Here is a 13,825-nt window from a genome sequence, read left to right as displayed (position 1 = left end):
TGCTCCCTGTTCGGTATCTCGGGGACCCATGCGCTGTTGTCATCACCGTCGCTCCTGATGCTCGATAGGAGATTCTCAGCGGAGGCGCCCAGGGACCGAGGGTCGACCGGTGTGGTCTTCACCTTCGCGATGAGTCTCGCCAACGGGTGGATGTCGATCCCATAGCTATCCCGGCCGGTAATGTATGATTCCAGGAGGGTCGTGCCAGAGCCCATGAACGGATCCAAGACATCGTCGCCCACCTCCGAGTACGACTCCAGGCAGAACCGGGGTATCTGCGGTATGAACTTCGCAGGATATCTGTGGATCCCGTGGGTTGCGTAGCTGACCTTCCTGCCGATGTGCTTCCTGAATTCACCTGACAGGTCACGAGCCTGCGGGAACGCTCCCCCTTCGGAGTTGTGCTTTGGAGGAGATGAGGGCATGTATGTTCGGGTTCTCCTCATTTCTTCTTAGTCAAGGACTCCAGCGAGGTGCCGCCGACGATCATCTCGACCGCCTTCGGGACTTCCTCCTTCCTGACCCTGATCTGGTTCGCGGTATCTCTCTCCCTGATCGTAACACAGCCGTCGGTCTTGGTGTCGTAGTCCACCGTTATGCAGCACGGCGTGCCCACCTCGTCCATGCGGGCGTATCTCCTGCCTATCGATCCCGAATCGTCGTAGTAGGATGGATACCCAGCTTTTGCCAAAGACTCGTGAATCTCGAGCGCGATGGTGTCGAGGTCATCCCTCGGCATCAGCGGAAACACTCCCGCCTTGATAGGGGCGACGAGGCCTCTGAGCCTGAGGGTGACATAGTCGTCCTTGATGGCGTATGAATGATCGAGGACTGCGAACAGTATCCTGTCGACTCCGTATGAGGGTTCGATGACATGAGGGATGAGCTTCCTCCCGGAAACCTTCTCCTTTCTCAAGGAGATCTCATAGCATGATCCAGGCACGGTCACCTTCTCTCCGCTCACTTCGACGACCACCTTGTCTTTTCCTTTCACTGAGGCAACTGGGAGCTTCGTAAGAGCCTCGGCCACCTGTTTCGCCTTTCCCTTGAATGCTGGGCCAAGCGCGCCGAAGTTGGGCTTGACGACCTCCTCCTCAATCTCCTTGGGCTCATCGAACCTCTCGAATGCCGTTAGGTCGGCTCCCGAATGGTTTATGTGTGCCTGGACGTCGTAGCTCCCCCTGTCAGCGACGCCTACGAGTTCGGTCCACCCATAACCTATGTCCGCCTCCAGGTCCCAGCAGTCCGAAGCGTAGTGAGCCATCTCTGTCTTCAGATGCTGTCTGAACCTCACTCTCGCAGGGTCCAGGCCGACGTCAAGTGCGAACTTGTACGTGAGCCACATGAAGTACGCGAGCACCTGATTGGCTATGACCTTGGTCTTTACCGCCTCGTCGAGAGTCATCGTCCTAGCCGCACCATCGTTCGGGACCAGTGGGATCTCCCGGTCCTTGACATTCTTGAATCTGGGCCAATGCTTGTCATCGGGGTGTACGAACAGTTCGGCCTCCATCTGCGAGAACTCCCTCAGTCTGATGACTCCCTGCCTGGGCGATATCTCGTTCCGGAAAGCCCTGCCCACCTGGACGACGCCCACAGGGAGCTTCTCACGGCCGTATCTATACACCTGCGAGAAGTTGACGAACATCCCCTGAGCGGTCTCGGGCCTGAGGTAGGCTGTCTTGCCCTTGCCAGCTCCGATAGATGTCTTGAACATGAGGTTGAATCGCCTAGGGGAGGTCAGCTCGCCCTTGCATTCGAGGCACCTGGCATTCTTATCCTTGAGCAACTTGCTCAGCTGCTCCTCGTTCAAGGAAGCGGCGTTTTCGTGCATGCCAGCAGCAACATGGTCCGCCCTGTAGGTCTCCCCGCATTTGAGGCACTCGACATACATGTCCGAGAACGCATCCAGGTGACCAGAAGCCTTGAAGACCGGTTCGGGAGCCACGATCGGGCAGGAAATCTCTTGGAAGCCCTCGCCCAGGACGTACAGCTTTCTCCAGTGGTTCTCGATGTTCGTCTTGAGCGCGGCGCCCAAAGGACCGTAGTCATAGAGTCCGGCTACGGCCCCATAGATGTCGTACGCCGGCCATAGGAAACCCCTCCGCTTGCAGAGGGAGAGCAGCTCCTGCGGATCCATTTGCATCACTTTGTGAGCGTGGATACCACGTCTATGTCATAAATCATCGCCACGAGGTTGTCCTTTGAGTCTCTGACGGGCAACTGCCCGAAATCGTGCTTGCGCATTATCCTCGCAGCGTCCCCGACCAGCGTCTTTCGGAAGACAGTCATAGGATTCTTTATCATGATGTCCTTGACCGTTAGCTTCGGGAGGTCGACTCTTGAGACCTCGTACCAGAGCTTCATGACGTTCCTGAGTCCTTCCCATGTCCAGTTGTCCTCATCGTCGCTTATGCCCAGATCGCTCATGACAACGGAGCTATCCACGATGGTCTGGTTGAACATGTCCCTGTCCGTTAGGATGCCGACTAGCTTCGCGTCGTCGTCCAAGACCGGGAGAGCGGTGACCCTGGCCGCTCTGAAGGTCGCGAGCGCGACTGAGAGAGGCGCTGCGAGATATATCGGAATGCACGGAGACCTGACGATCTCTTCGACTGCGATCTGTGGATTGTCCTTCTCGACCACTATCAACAGGTCGGTTGGAGTAAGAATCCCCACCAGTTTGTTTTTCTCGACAACTGGCAGGTGGCTGATAGAGTTATCTACCATGATCCGAGCAGCATCCTTGACGCTGGCATTGGGGCCTATCGTCGGCGCGTCACGCCTCATGACGAGGGCGAGCTGCTCCTCGTCCGGCTTGGCGAAGATATCCTGCCTCGTGACGAAGCCCGCGAGCGTGCCATCCTCACCCCTGACGACGGGAAGGCCCGTGACGTTGTTCTTGACGAGCTTCTTGAGAACCTCGGTCCGAGTCCCAGGGAGCTCGGCTACGATCGGATTCTCAGTCATTACCTCTTTGACCTTCATCCGAGGATCACCTCTTTTTGCTCCGTACTACCAGGACTGGGCACGGCGCATATCTGGTCACCCTCTCCGCCACACTCCCCATGAACAGCTTGGACAGAGCCGACCGTCCCAAGGTTCCGATAACCACAAGGTCGAAGTCAGCGGCCATCTCCACTATCTTGCGTGTGGGAGAGCCCTCGACCACGACCGTGCTGACCTTAACCCCCGTCTGCTCCCCCTCCTTCTTGACCTCTTCCACGGCGCGCTTGCCCTCGTTCTCTAGCAGTGAGTAGACGCTGACGATTGATGAATCGATTGGAAAACTCACAAAAGATGTCTGGTCTATGACATAAAGGGCCGTGACCTCGGCCCCGAGAATCTTGGCAAGATGAAGTCCAGCAGATACCGCTTCCTTCGTGTATTCGGAACCGTCGGTCGCGACGAGTATCTTCCTTATTTCGTCCAACTCTCAGACCTCCACAACTTACCTCCGCGTATCACTGCTAGCACATCATCTGGCCTTGCTGAGGTCACCAGTTCGAGCAAGGGATCCTCGCCCTTGACTCTGATGGCTGCAAGGTCGTCTCCCACACCGGTTTCCGTAGTTATATTCCCCTTCGCATTTAAGACTTTGCGCCCTCCGAAAGTCGCCAGACTAACGGTCTGTAGGGGGCTGATACCGCCCTTACGTGCGCCAATCTGATAAGCGGTCTGCAGCTCCTCCAGCATCACGGGCCTAGAAATCATGCCATTATCCGTCCCCAAACCGACCGTAGCGCCCGCTCTCAACAGCCTTGGGATGTCGAGTTCAAGCCCGAAGAACTCGTTGGACCGCGGACAGACGACGATAGGCACTCCCGAGTCCACACACGCCGCGATGTCTTCATCGGTCGCTTTGACCATGTGAACGACGAAATCAGGTTTGAGACTCAGAACCTCGTCAATGTCCTCCCTCACGGTCTCGCTCGCGTGGATGGAAAACAGCTTGCCCGCAGACTTGGCCCTTGCGGAGAGCTTAGTAAGTATGTCGAGAGGCCAGTCTTTCAGCGCGCTCAGGCCGAGCCCGTCACATGAGCCCAGGAGAGCGTCGATCTCACTCTTGGCGGAGTTGATGTCTAGCGGTCTACCCAGAACAACGGACCGAGGTGCACGAGGACCCAGAGACTCAGACAGCATCCGAACTCCTTCCAGGCCCTCCTCGCGGAAGTCCACGAAACAGGAAGTCCCGCTGCGAGCCATAAGATCCGAAGCAGATCTCACGGCTACCGACTTCTCCTCCATCGACCGCTCCTTGAGCACCCTGTGTTTGAAACCATCAGGGGGTCCCACGAGTTCCTCGACGGAGCCTCTGGGGGCGGGATAAGCTACCGAGTCGCCTATGTGAGTGTGTGCGTTCACAAAACCTGGGATGATGCAGACCTTGGATGATCCGCTCGGAGGGTTCCCTAGGCACACCTCTTCGACGGTCTCATCAAGCACCCTGAGGTAGCCCTTGACAACCCCTTCGTCGGTGAGGATCCACCGACCAATCAACTCCTCCTTCATCCTTCTCAGCGTCGCCATGGAGAACTGGTTTCTAATAATTTGCCGAGCACCCGAAAATCGAAAGGAACCGTTCCTTTTTTATAGGGATTTCCCAGGGGTCCAGATTTGAATTTGACAATGCCAATTGAAATTTGTTGATTTTCGATTTGGTGACGAACATTTATAAGTGGGGAGGAGTTCGGGAATTCCAAGAAACGTCGGAGGTATCCTGATGCCGGCTAAGATTAACAAGGATGAATGCGTTGCTTGCGGTGCTTGTGTGGACGTTTGCCCTGAAGGTGCCATAACCGTCAATGATGTCGCAGTCGTAGATGTCAAGAAGTGTCTTGACTGTGGGGCCTGCGTGGACGAGTGCCCCAACAACTCGATCACCGTCGAAGAGGGGAAGTAAAATCTCATCGCAGTTATCCTCGAGTCGTATTTCGTTTCCCTAGGCCCTCGAAAGGGTCCAGCGTTCTGATTATTCATGTAACTCCCTCCAAGGAGACCTCCCATTTCAATGGGAGGAGGAATTGGAGCATCAAGTACATATTCCGCCACAGCCTATGTATTTTCGGCATTGCGTGAGCCGCCAATCTCGGTTGGCAAGACACTCCCAATGGGAGAAAGACGGTTGAAGGGCTCACACTACCAATACTTGCTCCTGCGGGCAAGTCGTCAGCAATGACGGGGCGGATAAGATGTCTGTGAAGCCTTCCTGTGGGAGTAGGCTGCTGATACCGTGACGGTATCTGAGGGGCGGCATCCCCAAAGTCAACCAGCCAATCGTAGCCTGCCATGATGTCGAGCCTCGAAACTTGATGGAGCATAGTTACAAGTCATCCATTTCAATGGGTGGTAGTTGACGCCAGCTCGAGCCGTCCCCACCAAGTTTGAAATACTGATTTGCGCCTCACTTCTACGGTGAATCACTGGACCAAATAATCTTGGACATGATCATCCTTCTCACGGTCGCATTCGTCCCCTCATTGATCTACCTGGTCTGGATCAGGAACGCTGAGAGATACGGCCGAAAACCATACGGAAGGCTTCTAAGGATCTTCGCATTCGGTGCGGTTGTCTCTGTTGCCATCGCGGTTGTCTTCGAGATCCTGCTGATGGTTCTGGTCGATCAGAACATCAACAGAGTCTACGAGATATTCGGTCAGGATCCTAACCTGGGCAATCTCATTCTGGCCTGCATTGTGGCCCCCCTGGTCGAAGAGATGGCAAAGGGGCTTGGAGTGTTCAAGGCCAGAAGGTTCATGTCAGAGATCGAGGACGGGATTATTTTCGGGGCGGCTGCAGGCCTCGGGTTCGCCGCGACCGAGAACCTGCTGTACGAGAGCAACACGTACTTCGCCGACGGGGCCGGGGCGTTCATCACGATCGCAGTCATCAGGAGCCTCTCCTCTGCTCTGCTGCACGCGAGCGCGTCATCTGTCTTCGGACTTGGTATCGCGAGAAGCGCGCTCCAACGCAGGAGCTGGCTCTTGTACTATTTGGGAGCGGTGACCATGCACGGAGTCTTCAACCTTGCCGCATCATTCGGGTCGATCTATGAGAAGGATATCGGGCCTACAGCTTACCTCATCGGTCTCGCAGCAGCGTTCATCATAGCGATCGTCGGGATATCGATGGTCCGGTCGAAGATAAGATCCCTGGACAGTCAATGGAGAGGTCAAGCAGGAAGACGTTGACTCGGTCTCTCACGTGAAAAGCATATGAACCTCCACGGTCAATCCGGATACTGTGAAGTTCAGGGCGTTCATCTCCGCAGATGTCGAGCCGAGCGACGCCCTCGTCGGAGTCATCGACGAGCTGGCCCGGTCCAGAGCTGACCTCAAGATTGTAAGACCGGAGCTCATGCACATCACGCTTAAGTTCCTCGGGGACACGGACGAGAGTCTGGTAGACGGGGTCCTAGTCCGGATTTCGCATGCGACCGAAGGGGTCGGGCCGTTCAGGATCCGCCTGCGTGGGGTGGGAGCCTTCCCCTCGATGTCGAACATCAGGATCGTCTGGGTAGGAATCGAGGACGGCAAGCCCCTCCAGGACATAGCTGCCAAGCTGGATGCTTCAATGAATGACATGGGGTTCGACAGGGACAGGAAGGGGTTCGTGCCGCATCTCACCCTCGCGCGGACTCGAAGCGGAAGGAACATAGCCAATGTGCAGGAGATACTGAGGACCAAGGCGGCCTCCGACTACGGAGAATATCTGATCGACAGGATCATGCTCAAGAAGAGCGTGCTCAGTCCACAAGGACCGACATACTCCACAGTCAGAGAGCATCAGCTCGGCAATAGCCAAAACTCAGCCTGAGCGCCTGGAGCTCTTCTTCGGACGGCTGCCCTGCGACCTCTCGACGATCTCAGCAAGATCGACGACCTGGACTTCTGTATTCGCTCCCTGACACTCCTTCAGACCCTGCTCACACCACGGGCACGATGTGACAATGACCTTTGCGCCGGCGGCCTTGGCCATCCCTATCCTGTCCAGAGCGATTGCCTTCGCAAGGTCGGAGTAGGCGCTCATCACCCCTGAACCCGAGCCGCAGCAAGCACTGTTGTTTCGGGAGCGAGCCATCTCGACGACTGGAGACGAAAGCGCAGATGAAAGGAGCTTCCTGGGCTCGTCGTAGATTCCCTGCGCTCTGCCGAGATCGCAGGGGTCGTGGAATGTGACCGGCCCGATGTCGTTCAGGGCCGTCATCGAGGCCATGTCAAGCCGCTCGGCCAGGAATTGCGACAGATGCTGGACCTTCACGCCGTTTCTCGCGGGCAGCTCCCTGAAATGGTTGAGCGCCGAGGAGCACCCGGGACAGGATGTGATCACGAGCTTCGCGCCTGCTTTCTTGAAATCCTCGAAGCTGGCTTCAGTCTTCTCCCTTGACAGCTCTTCGTCGCCGAGCTTTCGAATGGTGGATCCGCAACACTTCTCGTTCTGACCCAGGTATGCTGGTTCGACGCCACAGCCCCTCATCAGCCGCACGACCCGCTTGGCGGACTCGGGGAACAGAAGGGATGTCGAGCATCCGGCAAAGTAGAGAACCTCCCCATTGCTCTTGAGACTCAGCCCCTCGGACCACTTCGGCTTCCGTCGCCTAGGAACCTGCCACGGATTGTCGTAGTTCTTCACGCTGGCGATGACCGCGGAGTGCTCTGGGAGGTTTCCTTTTTTAGCCTTTCTTGCGTCCCCCCTCACATTCGAGATTCCCTTTTTAGTGTCAATCTTGGCCGGACAGACCTCAGTGCAAGCTCCGCACGAGGTGCAGAGGTACAGTCCGGATTCCACGGACTCGTCTATCTTCCCGCGCGATCCCGCCAAATAGGTGCCCTGCCCGCCCATGTGTCCGGGAGGACCGAAGATGGGACCAACGACATTGTACGTGGGACAGTGCAGGAGGCACATGCCGCATCCGATGCAGTACTGAGGCTCCTTGTCGGGGGCCTCTAGCCGGCCGTCATCGACGAAGAGTATGATGACCTCCTTCGGTCCGTGCATCCCTTTGTAGATCTTCTTCTCAATATCGGCTGTGTAGCTAGGGCCAGTCACCACGTTGATGTATGAGCTGATGATTTTGCCGGTCGATAGGTAGGTCTGTAATTTTGTGATGTTGACCGCATCGTCGAGCGTGGGAACTATCTTGTCCGGAGTCGTGATCACGATGTGCTTGTCGGGGAGCATCGCGCACTTCGCCGCGTTGCCCTCGTTGTGGACTATGACGACCGCGCCCTCGGCCGCTGACACCGCGTTCGCACCCGTGATGCCGACCTTCGCCTTTGACATGTATGAGGCGATTTCCTCGCGCATTACCTTCGTGAGCTCCATCGGGTCCTCGGAAACCTTCTTTCCGAAGTGCTTCGAGAAGAGGGTCGATATTTCCCCTCGGGTCATGTGGCACGCGGGACCTGTAGGATGAGTTGCTGGACATCCAGCCAACTGGATTATCCTGTCGCCTAGGTCGGTCTCAACGACCTTCACGCCGTCCGATTCTAGCGCATCCGCGAGGTGGAGCTCCTTCGTTATGTTCGACTTCGACTTGACGACCAGGTCGTATCCTTTGAGCTCATCCTTCACTTTTCTGATGGCTGCCTCAGCGGTCTTCGCCAGTATGACCCTGAATCCGTTTTCGCGGAGGATGGAGACGGCCTGCACAAAGAGCTCTTCGTTCCCGACCGAGGACTCCTTGATCTTCCTGAGCCTTTCCTTCCTGGACTCGAGGTCAGGAATCCTGCAGGAGTTCTCCTTCTGCCTATCAACGATTGTATTGAAGGATCTCCTCATGCCATCCAGCGATGACCTGTTCTCGACCGCACCCTTGACCCTTGTCCTGTTTTCAGATTCACTCATTGTACTTCATCCGCAGAGGTGGGCGGCAGCGATGCCACTACGGCTGGAGCGGCTGGAGCGGCTGGAGCGTCAGGAGCTTGTCATATTCGATGGTGTGCGCAACGCCCGCCTTCTTCAGGATCTTGCTCAGACGCTCGGTGATCCTGACGGTCTCTGCCGTCTTTGAATCCGCGCGTATGTAGAACTGCTTCTTACCCCTGGTGAGCGGGAAGACCATCCTCATCCTGCCCCGCCTGTTGTACCCTTCGGGCTTCCGGTTCTTCTCGATGTCCATCATGTTGATCTTGAGGAACATCTGGAGGATCTCGTCCTCGTCCGGCATCTGATCAGTCTCGTCGAGGAAGGCCTTCATCAGCTCCACGAAGCATTTCTGCACATCTTTGTACTTGAACTTGTCCTTGAAAATGATGTGGCCGGTCTCAGCTTTCATGCAACCGGTCGGATTGGCTACCCCGTATATAACCATGATGCCAGCTGCCTCGGCCATTCCATCGTGGCACAAGTGATTTATCGACAGTAGTAGATGAGCGGCAGATGCCTAACGCTCTGACCATCGCTGGCTCCGATTCTGTCGGTGGGGCAGGGCTCCAGGCCGACCTCAAGTCGTTCGAGGCGGTGGGAGTCCATGGCTGCTCCGTCATAACTTGTGTCACATCGCAAAACACGAAACGCGTATCCGAGATATTCCCGCTGCCCACCTCCGTGGTAGCTTCCCAGCTTGAATCGGTCCTCGAGGACGTTCACCTGGATGCCATCAAGACTGGGATGCTGTACAGTTCCGAAATCGTTCTTACCATCGCCGGCATGATCAAAGGTGTCAGGACTCCAATCGTCGTGGACCCTGTGATGGCGGCGACGACTGGGAGCAGCTTGCACAGAGAAGGGTTTGTGGACGCGTTGATTGCCAAACTAATCCCAGTAGCGACTCTCGTCACACCGAACATAAGAGAGGCGTCCAGCCTATCTGGAATCGACGTCAAGAACCAGAAATCGGCAATATCCGCCGCCTACGAGATACTGGAGCTGGGGCCGAAGGCGGTCCTCCTCAAGGGAGGACATCTGCGAGGATCCGAGGCGGCAGACTTCCTGGTCACGAAAGAAGGCGTAGAGAGAATCGTATCGCCAAGGGCGAAGGCCGAGGTGCACGGCACCGGATGCGCTCTTGCGTCACTAATAGCCGCCAACCTTGCGACAGGGCTCGAATTGGAGCAAGCGGTCCGCAAATCCAAAGGGATGATCTACAAGGCTATCCTTGCGAGGGAGATCGTCGGGGCAGGCGTCCCTTGTGCCAACCCGCTCGCAGTCCTGAGGATCGAGGCTGAGAAGCCGGCTATGCTCGAAGCGCTAGAGCTGGCTGGGAAAGAGCTGGAGAGCCTCATGAACGCGGACCTGGTGCCCGAGGTGGGATCGAACATGGGTTACGCCGTGCTCGGGGCGCTTGATTTGGATGAGGTCGCCGCCTTCAACGGCCGTATCGTGAGGGTGGGAACGGAGGCTCGGAAGGTCGGTTGTGCGAGGTTCGGAGCGTCAAAGCACGTCGCGAGGATCGTAATAGCCGCATCTTCGCACGAGCCGGAGAAGCGCTGTGCTTTGAACATCAAATACTCCGAAGACAACATATCGGCGTGCAGGAAGGCGAGACTCGCGGTCGCATCTTTCGACCGAGAGTTCGAACCAAAAGGGGTCTCCTCGATGACTTGGGGGATGCACGAGGCAATCGAAGATTTCGGGTCAGTTCCAGACATCATTTTCGACAAGGGCGGCGTCGGCAAGGAACCCATGATCAGAGTGCTGGGCACGTCTCCGGAGGACGTGCTAGCAAAGCTGAAGCGAATGAAGCAGAAGCGATTCCCTAGGTGAACCTGTGAAGATCGCGATGTTTGTCGACTCCTTCCACCCCACAGTGGACGGAGCTGTCGTTGCGATGGAGATCGCAGCGGGTGGCCTTGAGAAAAGAGGGCACGAGGTCATAGTACTTGCACCAGAGGTGAATCCGATACCGGTTACGACGAGACCCGTCCACTATCTCCCTTCGATAGAATTCAAGTCCTACCCCGGGTACAGGGTCGTCATCTCCCCCTCCGACATGCTCGAGCACCTCAGGAGAGAACGCGTGGACATCATCCATTCGCACGGAATCGCATCGATGGCAATCCTGAGCCTCACGGCCGCAAGGGCCTTGAAACTGCCCCACGTCCTCACGTTCCACACAATGGCGAATGAGGCCATGAAGTACTATTCACCGATAGGCATCAACTCGGAGATCATGCAGAAGATGGTCTGGATATATCTTAGGAACCTGCTGAAGAGGCCGGAGATCGTAATCGCACCCTCAGCCCCGATAAAGGAGGAGTTGGAGATGAACGGCGTCCGGATGAAGTCGTGCGAGGTAGTTCCCACGGGCGTCGACTGCACGAGGTTCACCCCGGAGAGGTACGACAAGGGATTCCTCGGCAAATATGGCCTGGCGGGCATGCGGGTCCTTCTACATGTCGGCCGGCTGTCGCCTGAGAAGCGGTTCGATATCGTCCTGAAAGCGGTTGCGGAGCTCGGACAGAGGGAGCCGGAGCTCAGGCTGCTGGTAGTTGGAAAGGGGCCCTCGGCAGATGAATACAAACGGATGGCCAAAGACCTGGGTATCAAGGACAAGGTGGTCTTTGCCGGTTTTCTTCCCGATGATGAGCTCCCAGTAGCTTACGCCAGCTGCGAAGCGCTTGTGATAGCGTCAACGTTTGAAACTCAGGGTCTTGTGGTGCTGGAAGCTCTCGCCTCTGGCACGCCAGTTGCTGGAATCAGGTACAGGGCCATCCCGGAGTTCGTCCGCGAAGGGAAGAACGGTTGTCTCTTCGAACTGGACACATGCGCTGATGCCATTCGTAGATGCCTCCGCCGGTCCGAATCGATGATGTTGGATGCAGTTGCATCAGCTCGTGAGTATTCTGTGGAAGCTTGCACGGCGAGGCTCGAGAAGGCGTACGATCACGCCGTCGAGATCCTCAAGAGCATGGGATGATCAAGGACCTTTGAACTCTGTTCTGAGCCGTATTCGGCAAAGTATTTCTATCGTGTGCGCTGATTTGACTGACCGGAAAGGATGGCACTCTCTTACCCAGTCTTCTTCGCCATTTATGCGATCAGTCTTGTCGTCGCGACCTTCGCAGGACTGCTCATACTTGTTGGATGGAAGGACATGTTCATCAGGAAGACGCTCCTGTCTCTCAAGTACAACCTTGTCTACATAGTTATCCTCGCAGCCTTCCCCCTGTTCGTGCAACTCCAGGACGTCGTGGAGCGCGGGATGTCGGACCCGGGACACACTTCGAAAGAGATCGTGTACACGAACTGGATTTTCAGCCTCTCTGGAGGCGCCATTAGGATATTGCAGGACAGACTGGACTACAGACTCCTGACGGACTTCTTCATAATCGCATATGCCTGGGTCTTCGCATATCTCACGTACTTCGTCCCCATCCTCCTGCTAGTCAAGGACGACAGATTGACTCTCAGGAAATTCGCGGTGGCCATAATGATCAACTACGTCGTCCTCACACCGTTCTACTTTCTGTTCCCCGTCGCGGTCAGCGGCTCCCATCCGGAGTCCGGAATGACCCCCCAGCTGTACGTGAGCACTAACTGGGGCAAGATGGTCACGAGCGTCGATCCGCTCGACAACGACTTCCCCAGCGGGCATGTGAGCCTCTCCGTGACTGCATTCCTCGTGTTCGCCTATGCGGGGGTGGGTTACAGGAGGTTCACGTACTTCTTGGGAGGCGCAACCGTCGCCATCGTGTTCTCCGTACTCTACCTGGGAATTCACTGGCCGGCGGACGTTTTCGCGGGCTTCATCCTCGCGGTCGGGGCGACAGTGGCAGCAAACACGGAGAAGGTCCAGATGACGATAGATAGATATGTCAGGATTATTTCCTTGAAGCTCTTCAGGCGGCCTGAAAGACAGGTCACTGAGTCGAAGAAGCCTTGATAGATACGATTGTAACCTCGAAGAACAGCGTCCTACCTGCGAGCTCGCCGTTGTAACCGGTTTCAGAGTTGCTCCTATGCATCTGGAATGTCCCCGCAGTCGCGTTGTACGCCGAGAGAACGAAGCTCTTCCCATCGGAGTCCGTGCCTTTCACATTGTACACATCAGAGGGGGAGATGATGTGCCTCACTGTCGTCATTCCATTGCCGTTGAGTCCATTCGGGTCGTACGACTCGACAACAACCGGCCATCCCAAGGGGGTTGTTGAGCCGCTCGGGTTCCCGAACGGATAGACAGTCTGTCCAACGATTGGCTCGTGCTTGATTGTCACAATTCCGCTATCATTGAACGCGACCACCACGTTCCATCCCCAGAAGAAGTGCGGCAAGGTCTGCATGAGTATTGGATTCGTCCGGAAGGCGTCCTTGAACTCCTGGACGGTCATCACCTCGGTCGCCGGGACCTGCTGGACGATGTCTATGGTCCTGATCATGTCAGGATCAACTGAATAGCCTTCACCCGGAATGACCTCGATGAGCTTCGTCTCGTTCACATGCATCCCAATCACTCCCAAGGCGAACCCTTTGATAGTGCCGCCGGAACCGTAGTTCCCTGCGGTCATCGTGAACGGCGTGTAGCTGTCGTTTGACCTCAGTGTGAATGTGAGCGATTTCGGATAGCGTCCGTTATCCTGAGCGACGTCGAGCAGGCTGGTGTCGAAGACACTCCCGTCGGGAAGTCGGCCTATGTAGTTCATTGTGACACTGTCGCCATTCGCAATCCCGCCCGTGGTGGCTACGCTGGATGTCCCCCTTCCTGTTACTAGGACATAGCCGATGGCAACGACTGACAGGAGAATCCCTGCGATGATGAGGGCCAACAGCATCTTCTTCGGGTCTCTCTTTTTCTTGGCCGGATGCGCGCTCTCCATTATGAACTCCTGGGGCGCGGTTATAGAGTGAGTCAATATAAAGCTTGTCGCAGATCAAAACGGTGAGC

At 56.3% G+C, this 13,825-nt stretch carries 14 protein-coding genes; 6 read left to right on the top strand and 8 right to left on the bottom strand.

Annotated features, from left to right (window positions below):
* The 5 genes from KJ653_10045 to KJ653_10025 form a co-directional block, all read right to left on the bottom strand.
* The coding region (locus KJ653_10045; GenBank protein MBU0686168.1) for a site-specific DNA-methyltransferase at positions 1-446 on the bottom strand (446 nt) is incomplete at its 3' end.
* The gene (gene glyS / locus KJ653_10040) at positions 443-2,140 is read right to left on the bottom strand and encodes a glycine--tRNA ligase (GenBank protein MBU0686167.1); all 1,698 of its coding nucleotides are present in this window, start codon (positions 2,138-2,140) and stop codon (positions 443-445) included. The genes glyS and KJ653_10045, both read right to left, overlap by 4 nt.
* A 5-nt stretch (positions 2,141-2,145) precedes the next feature.
* Complete coding sequence (locus KJ653_10035; GenBank protein MBU0686166.1) at positions 2,146-2,988, bottom strand: CBS domain-containing protein; 843 nt, start codon at positions 2,986-2,988, stop codon at positions 2,146-2,148.
* A 7-nt stretch (positions 2,989-2,995) separates the two neighbouring features.
* Entirely contained in the window at positions 2,996-3,433 is a 438-nt protein-coding gene (locus KJ653_10030) for a universal stress protein (GenBank protein MBU0686165.1), read from the bottom strand.
* A complete protein-coding gene (locus tag KJ653_10025; GenBank protein ID MBU0686164.1) occupies positions 3,421-4,512 on the bottom strand; it encodes an amidohydrolase family protein in 1,092 nt (363 codons plus the stop codon). The genes KJ653_10030 and KJ653_10025 overlap by 13 nt, the downstream gene beginning before the upstream one ends.
* Before the next feature lie 211 nt (positions 4,513-4,723).
* Between KJ653_10025 and KJ653_10020 the strand changes: the two genes are divergently transcribed.
* The 3 genes from KJ653_10020 to thpR all read left to right on the top strand — a co-directional run bounded on the left by KJ653_10020 (position 4,724) and on the right by thpR (position 6,816).
* Positions 4,724-4,903, top strand: a complete 180-nt coding sequence (locus KJ653_10020; protein MBU0686163.1) for a 4Fe-4S binding protein — start codon at positions 4,724-4,726, stop codon at positions 4,901-4,903.
* Positions 4,904-5,438: 535 nt separating this feature from the next.
* On the top strand, positions 5,439-6,191 hold the full coding sequence (locus KJ653_10015) for a PrsW family intramembrane metalloprotease (protein MBU0686162.1): 753 nt from the start codon (positions 5,439-5,441) through the stop codon (positions 6,189-6,191).
* Positions 6,192-6,243: 52 nt separating this feature from the next.
* Entirely contained in the window at positions 6,244-6,816 is a 573-nt protein-coding gene (gene thpR, locus KJ653_10010) for an RNA 2',3'-cyclic phosphodiesterase (GenBank protein ID MBU0686161.1), read from the top strand.
* Here thpR and KJ653_10005 read toward each other — a convergent pair.
* Both KJ653_10005 and KJ653_10000 read right to left on the bottom strand, forming a co-directional pair.
* Positions 6,808-8,847 carry an LUD domain-containing protein gene (locus KJ653_10005; protein ID MBU0686160.1) on the bottom strand — a complete coding sequence of 680 codons (2,040 nt, stop codon included), beginning with the start codon at positions 8,845-8,847 and terminating at the stop codon, positions 6,808-6,810. The genes thpR and KJ653_10005 overlap by 9 nt on opposite strands.
* Positions 8,848-8,884: 37 nt before the next feature.
* Complete coding sequence (locus KJ653_10000) at positions 8,885-9,277, bottom strand: hypothetical protein (GenBank protein ID MBU0686159.1); 393 nt, start codon at positions 9,275-9,277, stop codon at positions 8,885-8,887.
* Between the two features lie 104 nt (positions 9,278-9,381).
* Between KJ653_10000 and thiD the strand changes: the two genes are divergently transcribed.
* From thiD to KJ653_09985, 3 genes are all read left to right on the top strand, one after another.
* On the top strand, positions 9,382-10,707 hold the full coding sequence (thiD, locus tag KJ653_09995; GenBank protein ID MBU0686158.1) for a bifunctional hydroxymethylpyrimidine kinase/phosphomethylpyrimidine kinase: 1,326 nt from the start codon (positions 9,382-9,384) through the stop codon (positions 10,705-10,707).
* Positions 10,708-10,711: 4 nt separating this feature from the next.
* Positions 10,712-11,860 (top strand): glycosyltransferase, encoded by a 1,149-nt coding sequence (locus KJ653_09990; protein MBU0686157.1) that lies wholly within the window; start codon positions 10,712-10,714, stop codon positions 11,858-11,860.
* A gap of 81 nt (positions 11,861-11,941) precedes the next feature.
* Positions 11,942-12,826: a phosphatase PAP2 family protein gene (locus KJ653_09985; protein ID MBU0686156.1), complete on the top strand. Its 885-nt coding sequence runs from the start codon at positions 11,942-11,944 to the stop codon at positions 12,824-12,826.
* On the opposite strand, the gene KJ653_09980 is transcribed toward KJ653_09985, so the two are convergent.
* The gene (locus KJ653_09980; GenBank protein ID MBU0686155.1) at positions 12,804-13,757 is read right to left on the bottom strand and encodes an FKBP-type peptidyl-prolyl cis-trans isomerase; all 954 of its coding nucleotides are present in this window, start codon (positions 13,755-13,757) and stop codon (positions 12,804-12,806) included. The genes KJ653_09985 and KJ653_09980 overlap by 23 nt on opposite strands.
* Between the last annotated feature and the right edge of the window lie 68 nt (positions 13,758-13,825).

This window comes from Candidatus Thermoplasmatota archaeon, assembly GCA_018814355.1.
In the GTDB taxonomy this organism is placed as follows: Archaea; Thermoplasmatota; Thermoplasmata; order UBA10834; family UBA10834; genus COMBO-56-21.
Note: the sequence above shows the minus strand (reverse complement) of the source record. Positions and strands in the feature narration are given on the sequence as shown.

What these genes read in the sequence shown, in the direction of transcription:
- glyS (MBU0686167.1), bottom strand. Translation starts at nt 2,140, where the DNA reads ATGGATCCGCAGGAGCTGCTCTCCCTCTGCAAGCGGAGGGGTTTCCTA.
- KJ653_10035 (MBU0686166.1), bottom strand. Translation starts at nt 2,988, where the DNA reads ATGAAGGTCAAAGAGGTAATGACTGAGAATCCGATCGTAGCCGAGCTC.
- KJ653_10025 (MBU0686164.1), bottom strand. Translation starts at nt 4,512, where the DNA reads ATGAAGGAGGAGTTGATTGGTCGGTGGATCCTCACCGACGAAGGGGTT.
- KJ653_10020 (MBU0686163.1), top strand. Translation starts at nt 4,724, where the DNA reads ATGCCGGCTAAGATTAACAAGGATGAATGCGTTGCTTGCGGTGCTTGT.
- KJ653_10005 (MBU0686160.1), bottom strand. Translation starts at nt 8,847, where the DNA reads ATGAGTGAATCTGAAAACAGGACAAGGGTCAAGGGTGCGGTCGAGAAC.
- KJ653_10000 (MBU0686159.1), bottom strand. Translation starts at nt 9,277, where the DNA reads ATGAAAGCTGAGACCGGCCACATCATTTTCAAGGACAAGTTCAAGTAC.
- thiD (MBU0686158.1), top strand. Translation starts at nt 9,382, where the DNA reads ATGCCTAACGCTCTGACCATCGCTGGCTCCGATTCTGTCGGTGGGGCA.
- KJ653_09985 (MBU0686156.1), top strand. Translation starts at nt 11,942, where the DNA reads ATGGCACTCTCTTACCCAGTCTTCTTCGCCATTTATGCGATCAGTCTT.
- KJ653_09980 (MBU0686155.1), bottom strand. Translation starts at nt 13,757, where the DNA reads ATGGAGAGCGCGCATCCGGCCAAGAAAAAGAGAGACCCGAAGAAGATG.